Source organism: Zooshikella ganghwensis (genome assembly GCF_018263875.1).
Taxonomy (GTDB): domain Bacteria; phylum Pseudomonadota; class Gammaproteobacteria; order Pseudomonadales; family Zooshikellaceae; genus Zooshikella; species Zooshikella ganghwensis.
On the sequence record NZ_JAEVHG010000015.1, the window covers coordinates 42,726 to 66,698 of the forward strand.

At 37.8% G+C, this 23,973-nt stretch carries 20 protein-coding genes; 8 read left to right on the forward strand and 12 right to left on the reverse strand.

The genetic code is table 11. The features are described 5' to 3' along the window. Positions 1-4 precede the first annotated feature (4 nt). The 4 genes from KHS79_RS18450 to ectA all read right to left on the reverse strand — a co-directional run bounded on the left by KHS79_RS18450 (position 5) and on the right by ectA (position 4,405). The gene (locus tag KHS79_RS18450; RefSeq protein WP_212720933.1) at positions 5-1,447 is read right to left on the reverse strand and encodes an aspartate kinase; all 1,443 of its coding nucleotides are present in this window, start codon (positions 1,445-1,447) and stop codon (positions 5-7) included. A gap of 407 nt (positions 1,448-1,854) precedes the next feature. Next, positions 1,855-2,265 carry an ectoine synthase gene (locus tag KHS79_RS18455; RefSeq protein ID WP_212720935.1) on the reverse strand — a complete coding sequence of 137 codons (411 nt, stop codon included), beginning with the start codon at positions 2,263-2,265 and terminating at the stop codon, positions 1,855-1,857. A 140-nt stretch (positions 2,266-2,405) separates the two neighbouring features. Beyond that, on the reverse strand, positions 2,406-3,713 hold the full coding sequence (gene ectB / locus KHS79_RS18460) for a diaminobutyrate--2-oxoglutarate transaminase (protein WP_212720937.1): 1,308 nt from the start codon (positions 3,711-3,713) through the stop codon (positions 2,406-2,408). A gap of 176 nt (positions 3,714-3,889) precedes the next feature. Further along, on the reverse strand, positions 3,890-4,405 hold the full coding sequence (gene ectA, locus KHS79_RS18465; RefSeq protein WP_212720946.1) for a diaminobutyrate acetyltransferase: 516 nt from the start codon (positions 4,403-4,405) through the stop codon (positions 3,890-3,892). Positions 4,406-4,603: 198 nt separating this feature from the next. Here ectA and KHS79_RS18470 point away from each other — a divergent pair, with 198 nt between their 5' ends. Both KHS79_RS18470 and KHS79_RS18475 read left to right on the forward strand, forming a co-directional pair. Then, entirely contained in the window at positions 4,604-4,885 is a 282-nt protein-coding gene (locus tag KHS79_RS18470) for a chemotaxis protein CheW (protein WP_233468497.1), read from the forward strand. 729 nt (positions 4,886-5,614) lie between these two features. Next, positions 5,615-7,483: a hypothetical protein gene (locus tag KHS79_RS18475; protein ID WP_212720951.1), complete on the forward strand. Its 1,869-nt coding sequence runs from the start codon at positions 5,615-5,617 to the stop codon at positions 7,481-7,483. A gap of 71 nt (positions 7,484-7,554) precedes the next feature. Here KHS79_RS18475 and KHS79_RS18480 read toward each other — a convergent pair whose 3' ends face one another. The 3 genes from KHS79_RS18480 to norR form a co-directional block, all read right to left on the reverse strand. Beyond that, a complete protein-coding gene (locus tag KHS79_RS18480; RefSeq protein ID WP_212720953.1) occupies positions 7,555-8,631 on the reverse strand; it encodes a hybrid-cluster NAD(P)-dependent oxidoreductase in 1,077 nt (358 codons plus the stop codon). A 412-nt stretch (positions 8,632-9,043) separates the two neighbouring features. Then, positions 9,044-10,723 (reverse strand): hydroxylamine reductase, encoded by a 1,680-nt coding sequence (gene hcp, locus KHS79_RS18485; protein WP_212720955.1) that lies wholly within the window; start codon positions 10,721-10,723, stop codon positions 9,044-9,046. A gap of 221 nt (positions 10,724-10,944) precedes the next feature. Continuing rightward, entirely contained in the window at positions 10,945-12,477 is a 1,533-nt protein-coding gene (gene norR / locus KHS79_RS18490; protein WP_212720957.1) for a nitric oxide reductase transcriptional regulator NorR, read from the reverse strand. Between the two features lie 220 nt (positions 12,478-12,697). On the opposite strand from norR, the gene KHS79_RS18495 reads away from it, so the two are divergent. The 3 genes from KHS79_RS18495 (at position 12,698) to KHS79_RS18505 (ending at position 16,601) form a co-directional block, all read left to right on the forward strand. Continuing rightward, on the forward strand, positions 12,698-13,882 hold the full coding sequence (locus KHS79_RS18495; RefSeq protein WP_212720959.1) for an NnrS family protein: 1,185 nt from the start codon (positions 12,698-12,700) through the stop codon (positions 13,880-13,882). A 366-nt stretch (positions 13,883-14,248) separates the two neighbouring features. Further along, positions 14,249-14,977 carry a DUF1295 domain-containing protein gene (locus KHS79_RS18500; protein WP_212720961.1) on the forward strand — a complete coding sequence of 243 codons (729 nt, stop codon included), beginning with the start codon at positions 14,249-14,251 and terminating at the stop codon, positions 14,975-14,977. Between the two features lie 346 nt (positions 14,978-15,323). Then, complete coding sequence (locus KHS79_RS18505; RefSeq protein WP_212720964.1) at positions 15,324-16,601, forward strand: sterol desaturase family protein; 1,278 nt, start codon at positions 15,324-15,326, stop codon at positions 16,599-16,601. Between the two features lie 85 nt (positions 16,602-16,686). On the opposite strand, the gene KHS79_RS18510 is transcribed toward KHS79_RS18505, so the two are convergent. Further along, positions 16,687-17,559 (reverse strand): substrate-binding periplasmic protein, encoded by an 873-nt coding sequence (locus KHS79_RS18510; protein ID WP_212720966.1) that lies wholly within the window; start codon positions 17,557-17,559, stop codon positions 16,687-16,689. A gap of 118 nt (positions 17,560-17,677) precedes the next feature. Here KHS79_RS18510 and KHS79_RS18515 point away from each other — a divergent pair, with 118 nt between their 5' ends. Next, positions 17,678-18,316, forward strand: coding sequence for a Vat family streptogramin A O-acetyltransferase (locus KHS79_RS18515; protein WP_212720967.1), 639 nt, complete (start codon positions 17,678-17,680; stop codon positions 18,314-18,316). A gap of 51 nt (positions 18,317-18,367) precedes the next feature. Continuing rightward, positions 18,368-18,796 (forward strand): GNAT family N-acetyltransferase, encoded by a 429-nt coding sequence (locus KHS79_RS18520; RefSeq protein WP_212720969.1) that lies wholly within the window; start codon positions 18,368-18,370, stop codon positions 18,794-18,796. 68 nt (positions 18,797-18,864) lie between these two features. Here KHS79_RS18520 and corA read toward each other — a convergent pair whose 3' ends face one another. Beyond that, complete coding sequence (gene corA / locus KHS79_RS18525) at positions 18,865-19,818, reverse strand: magnesium/cobalt transporter CorA (protein WP_027710231.1); 954 nt, start codon at positions 19,816-19,818, stop codon at positions 18,865-18,867. 223 nt (positions 19,819-20,041) lie between these two features. Here corA and KHS79_RS18530 point away from each other — a divergent pair, with 223 nt between their 5' ends. Then, positions 20,042-20,626, forward strand: coding sequence for an NADAR family protein (locus KHS79_RS18530; RefSeq protein WP_212720970.1), 585 nt, complete (start codon positions 20,042-20,044; stop codon positions 20,624-20,626). 40 nt (positions 20,627-20,666) lie between these two features. Here the strand turns inward: KHS79_RS18530 and KHS79_RS18535 are convergent, their stop codons facing one another. The 3 genes from KHS79_RS18535 to KHS79_RS18545 form a co-directional block, all read right to left on the reverse strand. Further along, positions 20,667-21,281 (reverse strand): acyloxyacyl hydrolase, encoded by a 615-nt coding sequence (locus KHS79_RS18535; protein WP_212720973.1) that lies wholly within the window; start codon positions 21,279-21,281, stop codon positions 20,667-20,669. Between the two features lie 336 nt (positions 21,282-21,617). Next, a complete protein-coding gene (locus KHS79_RS18540; protein ID WP_027708659.1) occupies positions 21,618-22,529 on the reverse strand; it encodes a hypothetical protein in 912 nt (303 codons plus the stop codon). A gap of 236 nt (positions 22,530-22,765) precedes the next feature. Continuing rightward, positions 22,766-23,302, reverse strand: a complete 537-nt coding sequence (locus KHS79_RS18545; RefSeq protein ID WP_212720977.1) for a metal-dependent hydrolase — start codon at positions 23,300-23,302, stop codon at positions 22,766-22,768. Positions 23,303-23,973: the final 671 nt, after the last annotated feature.

Here is a 23,973-nt window from a genome sequence, read left to right on the forward strand (position 1 = left end):
AAGGTTAAGATGCTAGGCAAATTGCTTGTCCGTGGTCATGAACCTCTACAAGACAACGATGCAAATTTTTTACGGCTTTTTCATAGTCATCCTCACTCACTATAAACCTCATTTCAACCTGTCGCATCGTTTGATGTACTGCCAAAATACTAATATTTTGTTCTGCCAAAGCCTGAACTGCCTTAGCTAACATCCCTGGTACCTGCATATCACTGCCTACCACCGAAACAATTGCCATTTTTTGCTGATTAATATGTGCTTCACAGAATTTATCTTCTAATGCTTGACGTATTCGCTTTATAGTTTTTAGATTTGTGGATATATAATGAGTAATTGTATTTGCGTTGGTATCTTTTCCTATCGGGTGGCTTTTGAAGCGGTGAAGTATTGCTAAAATCTCTTTATCATAAGAATCGATATTACCTGCCATATTTTGATCAAAAAGTTCAACCGCATAAATACCTTTACAACCAGCAATAATCTCAACACAAGGCTTATCACTTACATAGTTTCCTGTAATCAACGTGCCTGCATGATCGGGTTCAAAGGTATTTTTTACTCTTAGGGGTATTTCGTTTTTGCGTAAACCTTTGGCAGCTTTTGGGTGAATAGCTTCCATACCCAAGTTGGCTAGCTGATCAGCCACATCATAATTAGTTCGTCCAATTGGTACTGCATTAGTTTCTCCAACCAGTTTTGGATCAGCACTACTTAAATGAAACTCCTTATGAATAATTGCTTCTTGTGCTTCAGTCAACACAGCAATTCTGCTAAATGTAATCTCACTGTATCCTCTGTCAAATGAAGACATTAAACCTTTTTCACAATGAGCATACCCAGTTACAATAGGTAATTGTTTGCTTAAATCAATTGTATTAAAAGCTTGAATAATTCTATCGTCTAGAGATATATGACATGGTGATTGCCAGCCTGTTAGATCTACAAAACATGTGTTTATACCTTCCTGTTTGAGTAATTGAGTCATATTCCAGGCGCTATGAGCTTCACCAATACTTGCAAGCATCTCTCGGACTGTTGCTAAATGCATATCTAATGCAAAGTGACCGTGTTGACATAACCGTTGTAAGTCTTTCAAACAACGCTCAGCATCGTTTAAACGCTTGCCTATAAATTTATTTGCTTTCTCTAATAAAATATCGTCAGAAAACAGACTTTTATTAATTGAAAAAATGTAATTTCTTAAGTTTTCCAGTGCATCCTGCCAACTATCATCTTTAACACCATTAGCAAATAAAGCATAAACCCCTGATTTACCAGATTTTTTATACTCTAACAGTTGATCCGTAATTCCACCGTAAGCAGATACTACAAAAATACGCTGGTATAGCGTATTATTTTGTGTAGACTTAAGAATTACATTATCTCTAATAGCGGAAAAGTCATTCATTGATGTTCCGCCAATTTTTTCTACACTATGCATCTTCATTTACTATCCTCATAAACTTCTTTTGAAATAATCCTCATACATTAATTATATATTCAAGCTATAACGAAAGCTGTATATACCCTTCACGAATGATTTCTAGATTTTGTTATCTTTACTCCTCACCCCAATCACCTCTTAATATAGGCTCATGGGGCTTCGTCACTCGATGGCCGCACCTAAAAACCATTTGTATTGGGTATACATAAATGACTTGTAACACCGCTAGGTGGAAAAATAATCACGGCCCGAAGGGTTATGACGGTAAAAGCACTACTCGTTGTTGCTCACTGTTCATTTAGGACCACTAAACTTCACGCTTCGCGCCAAGATGAGTGCTTTTACCGTCATAACAGTGATATTCAAATAGTGTTAACAGGACCTAAATCAGCTTATCAAAAAATAATTTATTAGGATGCAACTGTCAGTGGGTCTGCTTCAACTTCATAAGCACCTTCTTTATTATGGACTTCTGTGCCATTCAATGGAGGGTTGAATACACAGGCCATTTTCATCTCTGAAAATGCACGAAGAATATGTTTATCATGCTTATCTAGGATATAAATAGTTCCTGGCTTTATCGGGTATTTTTTTCCATCTGCTAATATTTCAACCTCTCCGTTACCAGAAATACAGTAAACAGATTCCAAGTGATTTTTATAGTGCATTTGGAAATCAGCACCTTCATAAATTGTTGTTATATGGAAAGAAAATCCCATATTATCATCTTTCAATAACAGCCGAGTACTGTCCCAATTTCCATCTGGTGAAATGATCTTACGTCCACACTCTTCACTTTCTTCCAATGTTCTTACTATCACTTAATCACCAACTTATTTGATATTTATTTGCCAACCAATTTCGATCAAAAGTCATTCAGTCAGGGAATATAAAAGATATTAATTTTGATCATTAATAAATTTGAAGCTTAATGATATTTTATATACTTAAGCTTCAAATATTAACTTGCTAGTTTTTGAGGCTCAAAATAGTTAACCAGACCTGGGATTATTTTTTCCTCAGAACATACCTCTTTAATCGCTTGTTCTACAATAGTAATGCCTTTTCTCAAGTTGACATCTGTAATTGTAAGAGGACACAAGAATTTAACTACATGGTCATCAGCGCCACTTGTTTCAATGATTAAGCCATCATGAAAAGCTTTACGTGTGATTTTATTTGCCAAATCTCCATTAACACAGTTAATTCCCTGCATCATACCTCGGCCACACTGTGCAAAATTACCTTCTCCATACTTTGCAGCAATTGATCTCAAACTTTTTGAGATATACTCACCTTTTCGCTTAATATCATTAGCAAACTGATGGTCTGCCCAATAATGCTCTATTGCAATTTTAGCAGTCACAAAAGCCAGATTATTGCCTCGAAATGTGCCATTATGCTCACCAGGTTTCCAACGATCTAACTCTGGTCTAAATAGAACAACGGCAAAGGGCAAGCCATAACCACTTAATGATTTCGATAAAGTTACAATATCGGGTTTGATTCCTGCGGCTTCAAAACTAAAATAATTGCCTGTTCGACCACATCCTGTCTGAATATCATCAACAATCAATAATATATCGTGCTTACGACATACGGCTTCAAGATTACGTAACCAATCCAGCGAGGCTACATTGATTCCTCCCTCACCCTGTACTGTTTCTACTATGACAGCAGCAGGTTTATCCACACCACTGCTTGAGTCAGATAAAACTTTATCCAGATACGCCGTAGTATCAATGCCTTCACCTAAATAACCATCATAAGGCATTCGAATATTTCCGTTGAGACTAACACCTGCTGCACCACGGTGATGAGAGTTACCCGTTAGTGCTAGTGACCCTAAGGTGACGCCATGAAACCCATTTGTAAATGAAACTATTGTCTCCCGTCCAGTTACGTTTCTCGCCAGTTTTATAGCAGCTTCAACTGCATTCGTACCCGTTGGGCCAGTAAATTGCATCACATATTCATAGCCCCTAGGTTTTAATATTAATTCATTAAACGCTTCAAGAAATTCACCCTTGGCACGGGTATGCATATCAAGCCCATGAGTAATACCATCGTTACTTATATACTGAAGTAAAGCTTCCTTAAAGATAGGATTGTTGTGACCATAGTTTAAAGTTCCAGCACCTGCTAAAAAGTCCAGATACTTGTTCCCTTCTTCATCATAAAGGAACTCGCCTTTGGCTTTATTAAATATACGCGGAAACGAACGCGCATAGCTCTGTACTTCTGATTCAATCTCATCGAAAATTTTCATGTTTTTTCTCCCAATATATTTTATTCAGCTTTATACCTAAAACAGAGAATATGCTAAAAATGCACTTAACCCTTATAATTCAGCTAGAAACGATTATTAATAAGCAGGGATTTTTTGATTTTTTATTTACTATCCGTTTGTATTCGTATATTTGAAGTTAATATAACCTCAATAATTTAGGCTTCATGCTGAGTGCTGAATGGGCCTATTTTCATTAACAGCTCTGACTCATGATTTCCTGAAAAATGTTTGCTGCTATCAAAAAAAACTGATTTATTGAATGGCGCTTTTAACTCTTGTGCCAAACGCTCAAAAAGAGCCCAAGATGCTAAGTTTGATGCAGTAATGGTAGTTTCTACTGTTACTATCTGACGACTGTGGTTTCTAGCAAGAATATCTCTCAACATGCGCAGCGCTAAACCAATCCCTCTTGCCTGCTCAGCAACAGCTACCTGCCAAATAAATAAGCAATTAGGTTTATCAGGGATCACATAACCCGATATAAAGCCAACAATTTTTCCTCTTAACTCCGCAACGACTGAAGTCCGCGAAAAATGTGTGCACTGCAACAAGTTACAGTACGTAGAGTTAGTATCAAGTGGAGGGCACTGACTAATTAGTTCGGAAACAACAAATCCGTCGCTAGGCCTTGGTAACCGAAGCTTTACTTTGTCATTATCACATTCATACATATCAAATTATTTGAACTCTATATATTTAAACACTAAGAATTCAAACAAATTTCCAGCAACAAATCAACCACTGCATTATAAAGAGGCAAATCATGCCTCACCTCATATCTCACACCACAGAATATATATAGTACACTAAATATATATTTACTATCATGTCACAAAACAAAACTAAAAAATTAGATCCCTTACTAGTTTATGGATAAACAGTACTTATGTTTTCACCTTAATGACGAGTATTTTGTGCACTCTGTAAGCAATATCAGAGAAGTGATGCCTTATCTTGGGCCAACACCAGTTCCTGGCTCACCAGATATTGTAGAAGGTGTGCTAAACATTCGTGGTAATGTAGTGTCAATTATTTCTGCTCAAAAATCATTCAACTTAATTAAAACCAAACATCTGTGGATTCATGCATTATCATTTTTGACAGCCAGTCAGACCTCTATGGACTGTCAGTGGATGCTGTTGATGAAATAGTCCCTTTTAAGCAAAACAAGATGCGTGTCTCTGAGGTTGAAAACTATCTTTCCAAGTCAGCATTTATCAATGGGAACCATTAAGCACTCAAAGGGATTACTTATTATTATGGATTTTATGAACCTATTAGCAATTGAGCAAATTATACAACAAAAAGAGATTTTTTTCTTTAATCTGCTAAAGAAAGTTTAGAAAGATTGGAAAGAAGCCTAGTCATTACAGCGCGTAGCCAACATGATGAAAAAATAGACTGATTAACTTAATAAAAGCTAAATATTTAGTCAGTACCGTAGTAAAACTTATGCTTATACCTTGAGAACTTTCCTCCACGCTAAGCGGATATTTTTTAAAACACTATTACAGATCCATTTATAAACATCATACATCTAGTCATAACAAAAATATTCTATTAATAGTTTATATCAATTGATTAAATTTTTTTAATCAAACAAGCTTCATTAACTAAGTTAATAGCCATGATTATTAATTTTAATTGAATAGTATGAGTCCTTTCCTTGAATTATTCATTTTCTTATCTATCATAGCGATTCCATAGCATACGCATCCCGTCATTTGTTCATAATAAGCTACAAAAACAAGTATAGTATTCAAGTTTATAACAAGCATCAGGAGATTTATAATCTTTTAATTACCTTAAGTTTTCCAATAAAAAAATAAATAATTTATTAAAACAGCTCATTATTATCTTTTACAAGTAAGGAGATCTTTGTGAACAGGCTAGTTTCTATTATTGCCTTCTTAGTTGCCGGACAAGCTTATTCATCTTCAAATACAAGCATTTCCAGTAATGATCCGATCATTTTTCCAGATAACCCAATCCTTAATCGGTTACCTGACTCCCAAGCCAATAAATTGCCAGGAGTAAATCCTTTAGTTCTTAGTGTTGATGATATAAACAATACAGTGAGCAACATCTTTCTATCCTCCTTAAAAGAATCTAAAGCTGTCGCAGATGAATTGTCAGATATTGGTAAACAGGAGGGGTTTACAGTAAAGCTCACTGATGATGGAGAGTTATGGGCAGAAGATAACAAATGGATGTCAGCAGATGGCACGAAAATATACCGCCCCGCCACTGCCTTGGAAGGTAGTGATAAAGATAATCTTGCTGCATTCACTACAGCACTATACTCAAATCCCCAAACACCTGGCTCTGCGGGTTACCTTCGTGAAGGTCATCACAGTTATGGTCAAAAGGAAATGTTCGGTGTCCGGTCATCAAGTCTTAGTAATGCCAAAGTTCTTGCAGAAAGCATTGGAGCCCAAATCGAAAAAACAATTTCAACCATTGATGGAGGTAATCTATTAATGGGCAAAAAAGCGAATGGTGAGCCTTATGCTATTGTTGGTCGAGATTCAGTTCTAGCAACAACTTTATTGCATAATAAACTAATGCCTGAGCATATTGATGCCGTTAGAGCTCGTCTTAAAGCCCAAAATAGGCTCTATTATCCTCCTCGTAATGAACCTCCATTTGGTATAGTTTATGGCCCTGACATTGATGTCGATATCAAATTACTTGAATTCACAGGTTTTCTAAAAAATGATGCCAACAGCATACAAAAGGAAACACAAGCAGAAAACTATAGAGCGAGAGTATACATAGCCTTTTCATATTATGACTTTGATACGGTTAATAAAATGGCAAGCGAACTCAGCATTCCTGAGAAAAAGTTGAACGAGCTTGTGCTTCTATTTAATGCAACACACCACACTAACTTTAATTATGATTTAAAAGACCCCAACGAAATAAAAGAGGCAGAGCAGTTTGTTAAACGAGAAATAGCCAAAATGAAGTTTGTCATGGCTAAAAAAATGCTTTACTCAGAATCTGCAATTCAAAAGATCCTCAACAATATGTATTTTGATGCCATTGAAGTAACGCAAACTATTACTCAGCTACAAGCTGGCCGTTATCTTAATAAAGACCAATCTTCTCTTTATAAAGAAGAGGCAGCTAAAAAGTTTTTAGCAATGAATGAGTTAACAAAAGATATCATGGCTAAAGAGCTTGGTGTAAAGCGGAAAAATCTGGCTATTGTTTCACAACCAGCATTTCATATTGATATGCACATGCGCCCACTTAACTCGGGTGAAGTCATGTTAAATGACCCACAAACTGTATTACAACTTATCAAGGTTGTTATGCGAAATACGCCTGAAACTGATCCTTTCTACCCAGAGCTAGTTAAAGCAAAGCAAAATGTTCAAAAGGAGTTTGAGAAATACCAATCATTGTATAATGTAATTGCAGAGCAATTGATGGAGATTGGTTTGCATGTCAATCGTGCACCAGCAGTGTTTCACACTGGGAAACGACATATTAATTTTATAAATGGAATCGTTGGCTATGGTGCTAGCGGTGCTTACTACATTACTAATGCATCTAGCTTTGAGCCATTCAACGAAGCATTTGCCTATTATTTACAAGGACAAGGCATTACAAAAACTTATTTTGTAGGTAAGGCTGATTCAAAAAGTGTTTCAAGGAGGGGAAGAGATGGAGAAAACATTGCTGAATTTCTATTGCGAAGTCAAGGCGGATTAGACTGTATTACTACACATATTTCCCAATAATCTAGTTGTACATTTGTAATTTACTACCGCTTTTATACGGTAGTAAATTATAATTAAAAAATTTAATCTCTTTAGGATAAACTAACCTCAATATCACCTTCAACTGTGCTCGAACAAGCCAATACCCACCCCTGATTGCGCTCAGCTTCTGTAAGTACATCAGCCGGCAATGAGTCAACCTGACCTTGGGTAACTTTACATTTGCACGAACCACATATACCTTGGCGACAGGCAGCGATAATGGGAATCCCTCCTTGCTCTAACGCATCAAGCAGTGTTGAACCTTGTGCTACTTCTGCTTTATAGTTAAAAGAAGGAAGAACAACCGAAACAACATCTTTTTCAGTAGTTCCTTCGACTGAAGGCGCCTGTAAATCAGTTAACGTATTAGCAATAAAGCTTTCTTGGTGGAAGTGAGACATATTAAAATTAGCTTGTTGTGCAACAGCATTTACTGCTTCCATAAAAGCTGTTGGTCCACAAAGAAATATCGTTCTTTGCTGCCAGTCTGTACATAGTAAATCAAGTTTTTCTTTGTTGATTCGCCCTATTAGCTGCTCAGGTTCTTTCTCATTTTCATCAAGTGTATTTTCTAATAAAAATTGACACCTAAAGTTTTTATATTTTTTATCTAGTGCTTTAATTTCATTATGGTAAATAATGTTATTATGATCCCGAGCACAATGTAAAAAATCAATATCAATGTCTGAATTCGCACTTAACAATGTACGCGCCATAGACATCACAGGAGTAATACCACAACCAGCACTTAACAGTAAAATACGCTGACCATACTGGCAGTCATTTAAATTAAACTGTCCAGCAATACCAATAGCATTTAACTGATCACCAGGCTGTAAGTTATCAATAAGCCAGTTTGATACCTTGCCACCAACAACTCGTTTAATAGTTAATTGCAGGTATTTATTGCCAGGTATTGAGCTAATAGAGTACGCCCTATATTCTTTTTTTCCATTAATCTCTACACTTACATTAACAAACTGACCCGCTTTAAAATCAAACTGCGCTCGATTTTGTCCAGCAAACAAAAAGCTCGCAGTATCTTCTGTTTCCAGCCAACGTTTTTTTAGAATTAATGGTGAATGTTCAGAATGCCATACATCATCTGACACTAACATATTACTCATGACTTTTATCCAAATAACCGGCAAGAGACCCTAACCTAGTAAAGTTGAGAAAACATCAACTCACGCATTTTTAATGGAGAACACATCAAAAAATTCAAAACTATAACCTTCATTTTTAGGGTTTGATTAGGGCCTGTTAACACTATTTTAATATCACTGTTATGGGGGTAAAAGCACTAATCTAGGCGCGAAGCGTGAAGTTTAGTGGTTCTAAATGAACAATGAGCAACAACGAGTAGTGCTTTTACCATCATAACCCTTCGGGCCGTGATTATTTTTCCACCTAGCAGCGTTACAAGTCACTTATGTAGAATGACTACACGGCATTCCTTGTGCCTTGCCAGGTGGAAAAATAGTCTACGGCAGTGGTGATTCAAATAGTGTTAACAGGCCCTAGGGTCATTTTTATCATTTACGCTGCGCTTTCTTGCAAAACTGCCTGCATATCTTCCGTCACAGAGCTAATCATGCGTAGATCAAACTTATCCTGCAAAGCTTTAATTAAATTATCTGTTAGAAATGCAGGAGCGGTTGGTCCCGTATAAATACCTCGCACCCCTAAAGCAAGTAAAGTAAGTAAAATAACAATGGCCTTTTGTTCAAACCAAGATAATACTAATGTCAAAGGTAATTCATTAATATCACACTCAAATGCTTCAGCTAATGCTAATGCCAACTGTATTGCTGAATAGGCATCATTACACTGACCAATATCCAACAACCGTGGTATACCATTTATGTCACCAAAAGGCTCTTTATTGAAACGATATTTACCACAGGCAAGGGTTAAAACCAGTGTGTCTTCCGGTGTTTGGGTTGCAAAATCTTTAAAATAACTACGCTCAGCACGACTGCCATCACACCCACCCACTAGGAAAAAGTGTCGTATATTGCCTGCTTTTACTTGATCAATGACTGCTGGCGCTGCTGTCATTAAAGCATTACGTCCAAAGCCAATGGTTATACGCTGCTCAATTTCGGTACTGGTAAAACCTGGCTGCGCTTGCGCACAAGTAATTACTTCAGCAAAATTTTCTCCTTCAATATGCTTTACACCTGGCCAACCAACAATACTCCGAGTAAAGATACGTCCTGCATATTGTCCTACATTTGGATTTAATAAACAGTTCGATGTCATTACTATTGCACCAGGAAAATGAGCAAACTCCTGCTGCTGATTTTGCCAGGCACTTCCGTAATTACCAACTAAGTGAGCATATTTTTTTAGTTCGGGGTAGGCATGAGCTGGTAACATTTCACCGTGAGTATAAACGTTAATACCAGTCCCTTCTGTTTGCTGAAGAATCAGTTCCAAATCACAAAGGTCGTGGCCAGATACAAGAATACACTTACCTTGAACAGGCTTGACGTTAACTTGTGTTGGCTCTGGGTGGCCATAGGTTTCTGTTTCACCGTGATCGAGTAATGCCATAATTTTGTAGTTAAGACGACCTATTCTCATTGCCGCTTCAAATAAAGCGTTCTGGTCGGTGGGATCACTACCTAGCCATGCAAAAATAGAGTGAAATGCGCCCGCAATATCCTGATCCGTCTGTCCTAAAACCCGCGCATGTTCCATATAAGCAGCTGCGCCCTTCAATCCATATAAACACAACAGCCGAAGTCCAATCACATCATCACTGACATCACCCTGCCCACGGTTTACTGCAACTTCAGGCGCTAAAGCTGCTATTTCTGCAGCAAGCTGTTCAGGATCATTTGTTGAAAGAGGCAATGCAAAAGTGGCTACCAAAGGCAAATTGGCAATAGACTTTCCTTGTGCGGCAACGAGGGTTTGTAACTCGTGTCTGAATGTCTGAGCCTGCAGTGCATACTGTACTATTCGAATAGGGTCAAAGTTGACATTCGTCAGCGTTGAAAAAAATGCTTTTGGCACCCAGGTATCAATGTCAGGCTTAATAATACCCAAGCCTCGCGCCAATTCAGCCCAGTATGATACACCTTGCAAGCAATAGACTAGAACATCTTGCAGGTCAGAAACCTCTGCTGTTTTTCCACACATGCCCTGGGCAAATGAACAACCCTTACTGACGGGTGTTTGAATGGTTTGTTCGCATTGGATACAAAACATTTCAAGCTCCTGATTAAGCTAGTGATCAATCAATAATATTAACCAACAGCTTTAGCAGAAGTTGTGCCAACCATATTTTAAGCCATAAAAAAATAAAGTCTTTATAAAACAGCGTGTTAAGTAAATGCAGTCAAAATCAAAACCATAGCTGATGTATTATTAACAACAGGTTCGTTGTCATTAGCACAACAGAGATGCTGTCATTAATACAACCGTTAGCTTTACTTTAATCCAAGTTTTTTGCCCAGCTTATGAAAATTCCCTCGATCCATTTGTAGAAAAGCAGCTGCTTGATTCCAAACCCCATTAGTCTTTTCTAAAGCATGTCTAATTAAAGCCCGTTGGTAATCCTCAACCGCATCACGCATAGCAACTGAGCTGGCAGGCAAACTCACCGTTACTTGTTCATCATCATGACCACCGTTCAACTCAAGCCCCAAATCTTTAACCATGATTAATGCCTGGCCTCGCTGAATCACCCTCAAACCTGCACGCATTAAAGTATGCTCAAGCTCCCGAACGTTACCTGGCCAGCTATAGTCCTCTAAATGATTAAGTGCTTGGGGATGAATATGAAGACGATCAAGCTTAAATTGTTGCCGTACCTTATCGAGAATATAACCCGCTAATACAGGAATATCACCATCCCGCTCCCGAAGACTCGGCACCCAAATTGGGAAGACATGTAAGCGGTGAAACAAGTCGGATCGAAAGCGGCCTTCCATCACTTCCTGCTCAAGTTGACGGTTCGTGGCAGCGATTACTCGTACATCAACTAAACGATTCCGATCAGCTCCAACCCTTTGCACTTCCCCCTGCTGAATAACACGCAACAGTTTGGCTTGTAGTGATAAAGGTAATTCACCCACTTCATCCAGAAAAATTGTGCCACCATCTGCCAGCTCAAACTTCCCTGCACGATGACTTGCAGCTCCTGTAAAAGCACCTTTCACATGACCAAACAACTCGCTTTCAGCAATCGATTCTGGCAACGCTGCACAGTTAACATAAACCATCGGTTTATCCGCTCGCGTTGATCCTGCATGTACTGCATGAGCCACAAGTTCTTTACCTGTGCCTGTTTCACCCTGTATAAGCACTACAAAATTTGACTGGGCGACAAGTTGGATATTATCTCTAAGGCGCTGTATTTGAGGGCTTATACCTACAAGCTCCCCACCTTTATTCCGTGCTTCTTCAATCAAGAGTTTGTTAACACTCTGCTGATGTAAATTCGCCTTTTTTAATGCATACATTAGCCTGACATTGCGAATAGTTGCGGCGGCTAATGCCGCAAATGTTTCTACTGTAACATCCTCCACTTGATCAAAAGCCCCTACATCAATCGCATCAAGCGTGATAATGCCAACCTGCTTTTCTTCTACATACAAGGAACAGCCCATACAGGCATGAACTTCTGCAGAGCAGTCTGGGTCTTTTTTAAATAAGCCATCAAAAGGGTCAGGTAGCCCACAGTTTGCAGTAAAACGAACAGGTTTACGGCTTTCCATTATGGCTTTTAACCGAGGGTGTGCAGCAGGGGAAAAGCGGCGTCCCAGCACATCTTCCGTGAGTCCATCTGTAGCAACGGGATGCAATAGTCCTTGTTCATCAAGAATAAACAGCACACTGGCATCACAAGGTAATACTTCATTAAGCGCATGAATCAGCCGCTGATAATGGTGTCCCTCAGGGAGATGTATATTGAGATCTAGCGCGATTTGCAGCAGCGCTTGGGCAAGAGCATTTTGCATAAGAAAAGTGACTTTTGTCGTTAAGGCATTCAACTGTTGTATTAATTACAACAAACAATCGAATCAAAAGCCAACACTGCATCTATAATAAATGGGCTATACAGCATTTCACCTGGTTTTATCCAGCTTCATTTTTTCGTTTACCCCCAACAAACTATTGGCATGATAATTGACTACACGAGCTTAACTGTAAATATCAAGATCAAGTATTAAGGGTTCCATGATTAATATTATTGACCGCCAATACGAAGCTCGTATTCACCCACTTCTTCGCTTAGGTTTTCGGCCTTTTTTTCTGTTTGGCGCACTGTATGCGGTTATAGCTCTAGGTATTTGGCTTTGGTCGTTTCGATATGGCCAGCCAACCTGGTTAACTGCACCTGCTTTATGGTGGCATGCCCATGAAATGTTTTTTGGTTTTGCAATGGCCATTGTTGTCGGTTTTTTACTCACTGCTGTTCAAAACTGGACAGGAATTCAAGGAACCAAAGAAAAAAGGCTTTTATTAATCATTACTCTTTGGTTAATACCTCGTCTTTTATTTTGGCTGCCTGTTCCCTTATGGGTAGTGGCTGTACTGGAAACGCTGTTTATTACCTTTGCCTGTTGGGAAGTTGGGTATCGTGTCGTTAATGCCAAACGTTGGCAAAATTTACTTTTTTTACCCATGCTGTTTATTGCCATACTGGCAAATCTTGCCAGTTATGCCAGTGTACTGAGGATCTGGGATATTCCAGTGCTTGCTATATGGCAGGCTGTTTTATGGTGGTTTATTTTACTTATATCGATTATGGCTGGTCGTGTCGTACCTTTCTTTACTGCACGAAAACTTAACTGTGATAAACCTCAGCCTATTCTGTGGTTAGAATTAATTGCCAACTTGTCACTGCTTTGTCTCCTTGTATTATGTTTCTTTCCTAATTTAAACCAACTCTTTTACAAGTCACTTCTATTAATCGCTGGCTTATCTCAACTAATTCGTATGATAAGATGGTTAGGCTACCGTACCTTTAAAGAGCCACTGCTATGGTCTCTCCACCTGTTTTATTTATGTATTCCTTTAGGCTTGCTAGTAAGTGGACTGACTCATAACCCCTGGATTCAGCATACCATGCTCCACATTTTCGCTATCGGTGGATTGGGTGGCATGATACTCGCCATGATTCCACGAGTATCTATGGGACATACTGGTCGCAATATTTATCAAGGCCCTTGCTTTTGGCCTGCTTTTGTTTCATTAATCGCCGCAGTTTTTATCCGCACTGTTGGTGTCATTCTATTTCCTACTCAGTTACAGTCACTAGTCCTGCTCGCAGGAATATTTTGGATGATTAGCTTCACACTTTTTGCCATTGTATTTGGACCTATGCTTATTAAACCCAGAGCAGATGGCCAACCTGGCTAGGGTCTGTTAACTTTTATTCGTCAAAGCTACGCATTATTTTTTACCCTGTATAAAGGATACCTTTAATACTTTTATTACGTTTTTATGTATATAAAATGACATCAATTATATCAATAAAAACTGTTTTATTTGTTATAAAAAAGAGTGTAGTGTTATTGTGAGATTGTATTTTTATGGCTGTAACAATGCGTATATTGCTAACTCACCTCATGCTGACATCATAATTATACCTATAACGAAGGGTATAACTAACTTGTTAGTCAAACCCCTGTCAGCAGATAGCTGTATACGATAAAACACACCTCTTTTTAACAAAGAGCTTTTGTTTTACTAGAAAGGTAATCATTTAAGGAAAAGGAGCCACGAATGGAACTGTGGATCACCCAAGCAGTGGTCATCGCTGCTTTATCTGTTTGCGTTTTTATAAGTGCAAGCAAATCAAAAGACATGCATATGGCCTTTATTTGGGGATTTAATACCCTACTTCCAGTGTCACTGGTATACTGCTACTTTGGCCAAGGTGACTTAGCTCACAAAGTTTTAATTATGAGCTTTGTTATTATTTACCTGATACGAATGAATATCGTATTAACTGTTTGGTATGAAAATACGGCTGCTGCTAAATTAAATGAAATTGTTCCACCCAAGCAGTTTGCGTTACTTTCCATCGTACTTGTTAATGTTTTTGGTTGGATCTACTGCTTACCCTTTTACTGGGCAGCTGATATGCAGGGACCTTTCACCTACCTGGAATATACAGCAATTATCGTTTATATCATTGGTAGCATCTGGCACTTTGGCAGTGACTATCAGAAGCGAAAGTTCAAACAGAACCCTAATAATAAAGGCAAGATCATTAATATTGGATTCTGGCGCTATTCACGTCATCCAAACTACTTTGGCGACTTTTTAATTTTCGTCAGCTTTGGCTTGTTGGCTGGCAACTGGTGGGGAGTGGTCGCACCACTAGCTAACTTAATGCAATATCTAAGTGATGCGATTCCTAAAAGTGAAGAGATGGCAGAAAAGCGTTATGGCAATGACTGGTTAGAGTATAAGAAGAATGTCAAGTGCCTAATCCCTTGGGTCTATTAATCAATACCCAGAGCGAAGTATTTAGTGCTTACCTACTCTGCTAAATATCCATGACGACCCATCAATCACTGAAACAAAAGCTGGTAGTTTATTCCTGACTCGCTGGCATTGTTTCACTATAACAATGATTCGTGAAGGGTATACCTAGATAGAGTAAGCACTAAAGATTGCGTATATATACCCAATACGAATGTTTTTTAGGTGCGGCCATCGAGTGACGAAGCCCCATGAGCCTATATTAATAGGTGATTGAGGTGAGGAGTGAAGATAACAAAACCTAGAAATCATTCGTGAATGGGTATACAAGTACTTCGCAACGGGCAAATAATGAATGGAAGCAATTACTATGAGTACGGATTTTAGTGAGCAGCTCTTATTTACACTACCGCTGTATCTTGGACCATTGTTTATTTTCGCTCTAATCGATTTTGTTCGGAGTACACGTGGCTATAGGGTAAATGATACCTTAACCAACGCAACTATTGCTTTGGGAAATTTAGGTTTCACCTTTATTCTCGTTGCGGGCATTATTGCTATGTATAATTATTTATATAGCAACTTTTCTCTGTTTACATTAGATCAAACATCAGTTACTACCTGGTTGATCGCCTTTATTTTTTATGATTTCTGCTTTTATTGGAATCACCGAGTTCACCATGCTATTGGCATTTTTTGGGTAGATCACATTGTTCACCATACTGCTGAAAACTTTAACTTTGGAGTTTCTATACGTAATAGCTACTTTATGGAAGTTACCATGTGGTTAACATTTATCCCCATGGCACTAGCAGGAATATCTATTGAAGTCTTCTTAGCGGTAAGCTACACCCAAATGACGTGGGCATTTTTAATTCATCATAAAAAACTAAAACATACGCCTCGTCTGGATAAAGTATTCAATACCCCCTCTCTACATAGAGTACACCATGCAAGAAATACCAAATATATTGATAAAAACTTTGGCGGTATTTTTATCATTTGGGATAGACTCTTTGGCACATATCAAACAGAGTCAGAGAGCGTTCCTGTTACCTATGGCGTTCGCGAGTCAATTCAAAGCTTTAGCCCTTTGATGATTAATATTCAATACTTAAAGGTTATTATTAAAAAATTTACACACAGTAAAACATTAATTGATAAGCTAAAGTCAATTTTTTATTCCCCTGGCTGGCTACCCGCTGGACTCACTAAAACAGAATGTCTTGGTAAAATAGCGGATATACCTTGTAAATATTTTAAACCTAAAAACTCACCGCTTACTGCAACAATGAAGCTATCCTGTATACTTCGATTTATAGTCATTTTAGTTGTATTTACATACTTAATGTGGAACTTTTACGACTTACCTTGGTTACAAACTACGGCGCTATCTTGTCTGTTCTTTTGGTTATGCCACTACAACGGCATTGTATTTGATGGCGTGAAGATTACCTGGAAGTCTGAGGTATTAAGTCAATTTTTAATTATTCTTTCAGGTATTACAGGGCTAGGCTACACCTCCGTAAATATTGTTTCTGCAGCAATAATCTTTACATCTTTTGTGTCATTTATTTGCTATACACTACATCATTCTCCTCCCTCACATTCAAGGAAAAACCGCCTATTAAGTGCTCTTACGGAATAAACATAAGCAGTTACAATATAATTATCCACAACACTTTTGCAAAACATAACTTTGTAAAAGTGTTGTTTAACCAAGCTCAAAGCCATTAAAACTCTAGCAAATATCTATCAACAATTTTTTTATACCCCCCACTTTTCACTAGCTCATTAAAAGCACTTTGAAAAGTTGTTATTACTTTGTCTGATGTATTTAAATTAAACCCAAAGTAATCTTTAATAGGATCACCAAGCTTAAAAGCGTCAGTTATTAAGTTAACATCTATGTTTTCAATCTTAACCAAGTACGAAAGCGTCAAATCAGTTGAAACTAAAAGGTCAATTCTACCCATTAATAGTTTTTTAACATTATACTCTGTAGTAGCATCACTGAATATTTGAACATTCAACTTAAAATCTCTAGAAAGCAAGTAACTTTCTGATGCGTAGCCTCTTACAGTGCCTATCCTGAATTGTTTTGCATCTGATAAATCTTCTATTAAAATATCATCTCTACTAGCAAGCCGATAAAGCTTTATTTGTGTGTTATAAAGAGGTCCAACCCATTTAAAAAATGGCTCTCGTTCAGGTATCCTCGATATCGCCATAATGAAGGTATTTGGTTTGGAAAGTGTGTACTTATAAGCCCGTTTCCAAGGAATTACTCTATATTCAATCACCAGGCCTGTTGCTTGAGAAACAGCCTCTATAACATCTATTGAAATACCTTTAAGATTACCCTTATCCAAATATTGAAAAGGTGGAAAAATAGACGCTACCGCTATTATTGAATCATCTTTAACTTCACCATAAGCTTTCTCTATCATCAAAGAGATACTTGATAGCATGAAGTATAACAAGATGCTATTAGCATTCATTAAAGCATGTCCTTTCCTCATAAGATAATCATGATTCAAAATACCCATGCTTTTTATTCTAGCAGTCAACCAGATGATATAATGCCATACCTGTTCGGAACGCATACTTCTAACACAGTTTATGTTGGAGCATCCAACAGCCTCTATTATGGATATAAAGTAACTTGCTAATAGCTAAAGAACCCAGTATAAGAACAAGAAACAAATACTATAGGAGACAGTTTTGGTAGGACCAAACCCAGACGATAAAGAGCCAATGAAGGGATTCCCCCAAGTCGGTTTTCTGAAAAATTTTATTAGTCGAGAAAATATTATTGTCGGCGATTATACCTATTATGATGATCCAGAAGGTCCAGAGCGATTTGAAAATAATGTTCTATACCATTTTCCTTTTATAGGCGATAAATTAATCATTGGTAAATTCTGTGCTATCGCAAAAGATGTTAAGTTCATCATGAATGGCGCAAATCATAAGATATCAGGATTCTCTACCTACCCTTTCCAAATTTTTGGACAAGGCTGGGAAAAGGTGATGCCTAGACCTGGAGAACTGCCGTTTAAAGGTGATACTATAATCGGCAATGACGTATGGATTGGCTATGACTCTACAATCATGCCTGGCGTCACGATTGGTAATGGTGCCATCATTGCGAGTAAGTCAGTTGTCACCAAAAATGTGCCTGACTACTGTATTGTTGGAGGAAATCCTGCACAAATAGTCAAATACCGTTTTGATCAGACAACCATTGACCAGCTGCTAAAAATTGCGTGGTGGAACTGGCCTGCAGATAAAATTACACAATATTTAACATCTATTGTCGACTGTAACTTAGATACGCTAAAAAATTCCTACATTGATTAGTACTTTAAAACCCTTCGTACTGTTGGGTACAACCTGTGAAATAAAATAACTATGATTAAGCCCTATAAATCATCAGATATTGATTCGATACTCAATATCTGGCTTGATGCATCTATCGAATCCCATAGTTTTATTGATCGCTCTTTTTGGGAATCCAAAATGAGTGATATGCGTGACATATATATTCCGCAATCTGAAACTTACATCTATACCTCAGCAGATGAAACTGTTGGCTTCATCTCCCTATATGAAAATACTTTGGCAGCCCTGTTTGTTTCACCAAAGCACCAAGGAAACGGGTTTGGAACTAAGCTACTTGATAGAGCAAAATCACTGCGTAACAGTTTACAGTTAGCGGTATATAAGGATAATCTCAAAAGTATTGCTTTTTATACTCACAGTCACTTTCAGTACTCATATGAGCAAACAGATACTCATACAGGTTTTCCAGAAGTTATTATGTCGTGGCAAAAGCAATAAACTTACAAATCAATATACTCATTCCTGCAATACGAGTGGCCCATGCACAAAGCATGGAACACTAACCGCTACAGCCACCCCTTCCGTTTAAAGTACCAATAAGGTGCAATACCAGAAAGAATCATTAACCCTATTGCCCAAGGATACCCCAATAACCACTTGAGTTCAGGCATATATTCAAAGTTCATACCGTAAATACTGGCAATCATCGTTGGGGGTAAAAATACGACTGCAGCGATAGAAAATGTTTTAATAATCTGGTTTTGTTCGATATTAATAAACCCTTGTGTAGAGTCCATTAAAAAATTTATTTTATCAAATAAAAAAGATGTATGAGACATCAAGGTTTCGACGTCATGCATTATTTCCCAGCAACGTTGCTGCAATTCAGGGTATTGACGTAAGTGACGCTGTAAAAATGAAATCGAACGCTGTGTATCCATCAGACATAAGCGTATTTTACCATTACTGTCTTCTAACTTGGCTAACTTATCAATCGCATCTTCAAGGTCAGCATCATTGTCTTCCAGCACTAAATGACTAACTGCTTCCAAGTCATTGTGAATATCTTCCAACGCATCAGCCAAGTGCTCTACTTTTTGCTCAAATAACGAAATCATTACTGACTGATGAGATTCTTCCTCAACTGGAGTACGACGAGCACGCATACGAAACAAACGAAAATCTGCAAGTTCTTCATCTCGCACAGTGATCAAACGGTTAGCCTGTAATATAAACGCTACAGCAGCGGTCTTATGGCGCCCCTCAGTCTGTGTTAAAAATAATGAGTGAACATGGATACCAGCCGCATCAACGAAATAGCGCGCAGATGCTTCAATTTCTTCAACCTCATCCGACTCCGGTAACTCTGTACGTAATAACTGTTCAAGCTGTAAACGCTCCTGCTCCTCAGGTTCCTGTGCATCAATCCAACAAGCTTTTGTTAACAGCTCTTCACTAGAAAACTGTTCAACATCCATTTCCTTAATTCTGGTACGGCTAAATTCGAACCACCTTAACATGAAGATAACCTCCCTAAACAAACTAAACATACAGCAAGATACAGAATGTTATTACGATAGCTACGTTCGTAATGGGTATTGACCAATCTTGCGTATAAAATGATTCGTGTTGAGTATATGTTATACTCACTGGCACATGACAAAGATATCAGCACAGACCGCAATAATAGCCTGATAAAACAAACAACACTGTAAGCATTTTTGTAGTAACCAGATACAGCCTATGAAATCAAAAGCTCATCCAGACAAAATCATAACGATCAATAATCTCATTACTGCTGTCGAGGCAGGCGCTAATATTAAATATTTATTTTTTTGGGGACATCAAAAACCAGATTCTGGGGTCAATAAGAGCTGCCTTAGTCAGTGGTACCAGGCATCCTTTAGTATTGATGGTGTGCTCTACCACACAGCAGAGCACTATATGATGGCAGAAAAAGCCAAGTTATTTAATGACCAAAGGCTGTATAAAAAAATTCTCACCGCAAGCCACCCAAGTGAAGCAAAACGCTTAGGACGCGAAATTATTGGCTTTGATGAAAGAGTTTGGTGCGCAAATCGTTTTGATATTGTCGTAAAGGGAAATTTAGCAAAATTCAGCCAAAACCCGACACTACAGAACTATTTATTAGGTACCCAGCAACGTGTTCTTGTTGAAGCAAGCCCGGTCGACCGGATTTGGGGTATTGGTTTAGCCGCTGATCACGCTGATGCGACCAATCCCGCCAAATGGAAAGGTGAAAACCTACTCGGTTTTGCCCTCATGCTTGTACGACAGAATTTACTAAAACAGTCTCATGACTCATAAGCAGTCTTGAGACAAACACGACCAAATTAAGCACCAATAATTAAAACCATACTGTTAAATGCAACTGTTGGAAATCTATTCCATCATTATCACCATTCACACCACCATTTGAGTAATGAAGATAACGATAACCAAATTCAACAGTTTGCTGTTGCCCAAAGAGTAGTCCAACCCCCACTCGATCTTCCAGCTGAAAGTTCGTTCCTAAATCCACAGGAGAGTTACCCTTCGCGACGATTTCATCATGATCAACATAGGACACGCCAATACCAACCTCAAAGTATGGAGAAAACCAATCGCCAAAGGGTTTTTTTGGTTTAATGCGAAATACGGGACTAAACGAAATACCTGCTGTTGAACCACGACTAGTTGAAGAGAGGCCATCTTGATGATTGAGTTCATTTTCCCAATAAAAAAAACTTAGATCAAAATAACCTGATAGCAGCCAGTTGCTACTTTTTAACCAGTCTTGATGCCAATCCCATAGTACAGATAAGCGATAACTTTGCATATCCGCTTCAGAGTTTGATTCAGGCCCTCCTCCAATCGATATACCATCAACCCCTACGACCTTATCGACAAAACTGTTTGCATAAATAGGTAACACAACAATCCCTATAAACAACAACCCAACATACTTGAGCTTAAATACCATCCTTGCTTCACCTTTTCTTTTTGTTTTGAAAGCCTTTATGTTCATCCAAGCTATATATAGTTATAGCGCAGTCACAGCGAAGCATTATTTTTTTTTTCAAAAGTGACCAACTAGTTCCAAAAGGCAGAGTAATAAAGTTACAGCAACATGCGAGTCAAAGGGATTTTTTGGGAGGGGTACATTACCATGAGTAAGATACTTAATAAGTTACTTAAGAGGCTATAAAACAACCCATTAATAATTCATTTTCAGAGTTACTTTAAGGATGAAAAGCTTCTATATTTAAAGCTTTTCATCCCTAAGCACTATTTATACAACCAATTACATTCTATACGATCAATTACATTCGACTACATCTAACATCCACTCATTGGTCGAACCGTCTGTATTGTATTTACATAACCCTTTACTAAACAGGGCTTGTAGATGATAACCGAAGCTTGTTGCATCAATTAAGCTTGGTAGGTACTGCTGGTGACTTTGCTGCTGACCATACCGTTTTAATTCATCAAGCATCTGCTCTAACTTATAATCAGTATGTGTTTCAATAAACGCTTGGTCTTGCTCTTTTAAGTTAATTTTTTGTAAGCCACCCCTGCTAGGAATAAGAACATTTAAGTATGCTGTATCATATTTTCCATCATACATTTTAATTGGCTGACTTAATTCAGCAGAAGATAAGAATGTCATGGCATACTTATAATCTGTTACTGAAAATGGTTGGCTATCAAAACCTCTTATAACTTCAATGGTACCAGGCAATACATCATGCAAAGCTCGCATTACTGCTTGTTCTTCATTTGTAACCTGACCATTTTGCGCCATTGTTGGAAATTCTTTTCCAGTGAATCGAGGATAAGATGTTTTAACCATACCGATAAAAAACTTCACTGTTTCCTTACGCGCTATAGAATGAGCCTGCTCGTCGCTGAAATGACCGGATAATAATAAGGACTGTTTTTTACCATTATAAAAGCTGACTAATGTCTGAGTGATAGTATATACCGGAGCATTAGAAATATTTTTGGGGTTACCTCCCTGTGCAATACGTTGTCCATCCTGGTAATCAAATATAGTACTAAGATCTAACCTGCCATTTTCTACATTTTGTTGCGTTCTTCCATTCCACTGAAATAAGTCATGTGAAGCTAATCCCATGACACCAATATCAAGTACTTTAATTGCATCCCTGGCATATGTAGCTCCAACGCAACACAGCAACCCTATAAATACGACAATCCGTTTCATACCAAATCCTTGAGATGATTAATGAAGGGCGGTTAGTGTAAGCCAAAACATCAAAGATAACAAGAATCATTCTCATTTAATGGGCGGGATTAGCTTATTTTGTATAGGAAAAGAGGGCTGTTACCGATTAAGACAGAATGTGATGGATAGAGATTGCACCAATATATCCTCCCATCACGCTTAAATTATGCAGAGCCACAGGCTAGTGCTCTGCACTAATAAGAGAATACATCAATTTATACGTTATCTATTACTCTTCTATTTAATGTTTTTCTTAATGTTAGCGTGATGATACCTATCATTAAACAAGGAAACCACACCCATACAATCTCCGATAAAATAACTTGCAGACCTCGAGCTGTAAAAAAGTTGTTAATACCTATAGGAGATACTTCTATCGGACGCCAGGGCAGGAAATATCGATGGTTTGATTCTGGCCATAAAAAAGCAATCCCTAACCCCCCGTTAGTCAAACTATCCAAAATCCCATGAGATGCCATCGATAAAGACACAATAAAAAAAGCCCACTTTGGATCACTTTTTAATGGTTTATAGCAAATACTCGCAAGTAACCCTACAATTACTGCAGCTAAAAGTGAGTGACTAAATCCTCTATGTCCAAATGCTGATGCGTAAGGAATTCCCAGTTTAAATGCAATGACATCCACATCAGGTAAAATCGCAGCTATACATGCTAGGATCACTAACCGATTAGATACTTTTGCTTTGCCAAACCCCATACGTAAAACGAGTGGAACTGCCACATGCGTCATGATTGTCGCCATACTGTTAAATCCAATCGACCTTTCTCTTAAATCCAATCCACCCAATTATTCAGGCATCTCAATAAATGTCTACAACGGCTATATTCTAAAGCAATCACATACTACAAGCTAAACACACATTTAAAATTTAATTGATAACATTCATATTCTCCATAATCGAACCAGTTCACAGTTTTAAATGCACCTAAATAGCCAGCCCAATAACTATGCCCAATAACTACGCACAAAAAAATTGCACCAAAAAATCACACTCTTTCGAGAAATAGTCTATAATAGCAACCTAAACTCAAACATTTTCTAATAATTTGTTACTTTGTTATACAATTTAGTAATTCATTTCTTTATTTTTCATCAAAAACCAAAACTTTTTTGCATAAAAAAATAACAAAAATATTCCTTCAGACTATTAGAAATATTTCTAAAACATCACATTCACACAATTTTAGCCTTTAAAAACAAGCAGTTATAATACTTATTTTATTAAAAACCCCATACTTTTCGATATGACTATTTATTTTCATAACCCATAACCACAAAAAAAATTAGAAGTCAGGTAAACATTAACCCACTTTTCTACTACAGTATAAGTGGATTGAGCCTCCCTCAATCTTATTCCAACGATAAACCTAGCCAATAGTTTATTAGGAATAACCTTAACA

Bases quoted from the DNA above. Each gene is read 5' to 3' on its own strand.
- KHS79_RS18450 (WP_212720933.1), bottom strand. From the start codon at position 1,447: ATGAAGATGCATAGTGTAGAAAAAATTGGCGGAACATCAATGAATGAC.
- ectB (WP_212720937.1), bottom strand. From the start codon at position 3,713: ATGAAAATTTTCGATGAGATTGAATCAGAAGTACAGAGCTATGCGCGT.
- ectA (WP_212720946.1), bottom strand. From the start codon at position 4,405: ATGTATGAATGTGATAATGACAAAGTAAAGCTTCGGTTACCAAGGCCT.
- KHS79_RS18470 (WP_233468497.1), top strand. From the start codon at position 4,604: ATGGATAAACAGTACTTATGTTTTCACCTTAATGACGAGTATTTTGTG.
- KHS79_RS18480 (WP_212720953.1), bottom strand. From the start codon at position 8,631: ATGAGTAATATGTTAGTGTCAGATGATGTATGGCATTCTGAACATTCA.
- hcp (WP_212720955.1), bottom strand. From the start codon at position 10,723: ATGTTTTGTATCCAATGCGAACAAACCATTCAAACACCCGTCAGTAAG.
- norR (WP_212720957.1), bottom strand. From the start codon at position 12,477: ATGCAAAATGCTCTTGCCCAAGCGCTGCTGCAAATCGCGCTAGATCTC.
- KHS79_RS18495 (WP_212720959.1), top strand. From the start codon at position 12,698: ATGATTAATATTATTGACCGCCAATACGAAGCTCGTATTCACCCACTT.
- KHS79_RS18500 (WP_212720961.1), top strand. From the start codon at position 14,249: ATGGAACTGTGGATCACCCAAGCAGTGGTCATCGCTGCTTTATCTGTT.
- KHS79_RS18505 (WP_212720964.1), top strand. From the start codon at position 15,324: ATGAGTACGGATTTTAGTGAGCAGCTCTTATTTACACTACCGCTGTAT.
- KHS79_RS18510 (WP_212720966.1), bottom strand. From the start codon at position 17,559: ATGCGTTCCGAACAGGTATGGCATTATATCATCTGGTTGACTGCTAGA.
- KHS79_RS18520 (WP_212720969.1), top strand. From the start codon at position 18,368: ATGATTAAGCCCTATAAATCATCAGATATTGATTCGATACTCAATATC.
- corA (WP_027710231.1), bottom strand. From the start codon at position 19,818: ATGTTAAGGTGGTTCGAATTTAGCCGTACCAGAATTAAGGAAATGGAT.
- KHS79_RS18530 (WP_212720970.1), top strand. From the start codon at position 20,042: ATGAAATCAAAAGCTCATCCAGACAAAATCATAACGATCAATAATCTC.
- KHS79_RS18535 (WP_212720973.1), bottom strand. From the start codon at position 21,281: ATGGTATTTAAGCTCAAGTATGTTGGGTTGTTGTTTATAGGGATTGTT.
- KHS79_RS18540 (WP_027708659.1), bottom strand. From the start codon at position 22,529: ATGAAACGGATTGTCGTATTTATAGGGTTGCTGTGTTGCGTTGGAGCT.
- KHS79_RS18545 (WP_212720977.1), bottom strand. From the start codon at position 23,302: ATGACGCATGTGGCAGTTCCACTCGTTTTACGTATGGGGTTTGGCAAA.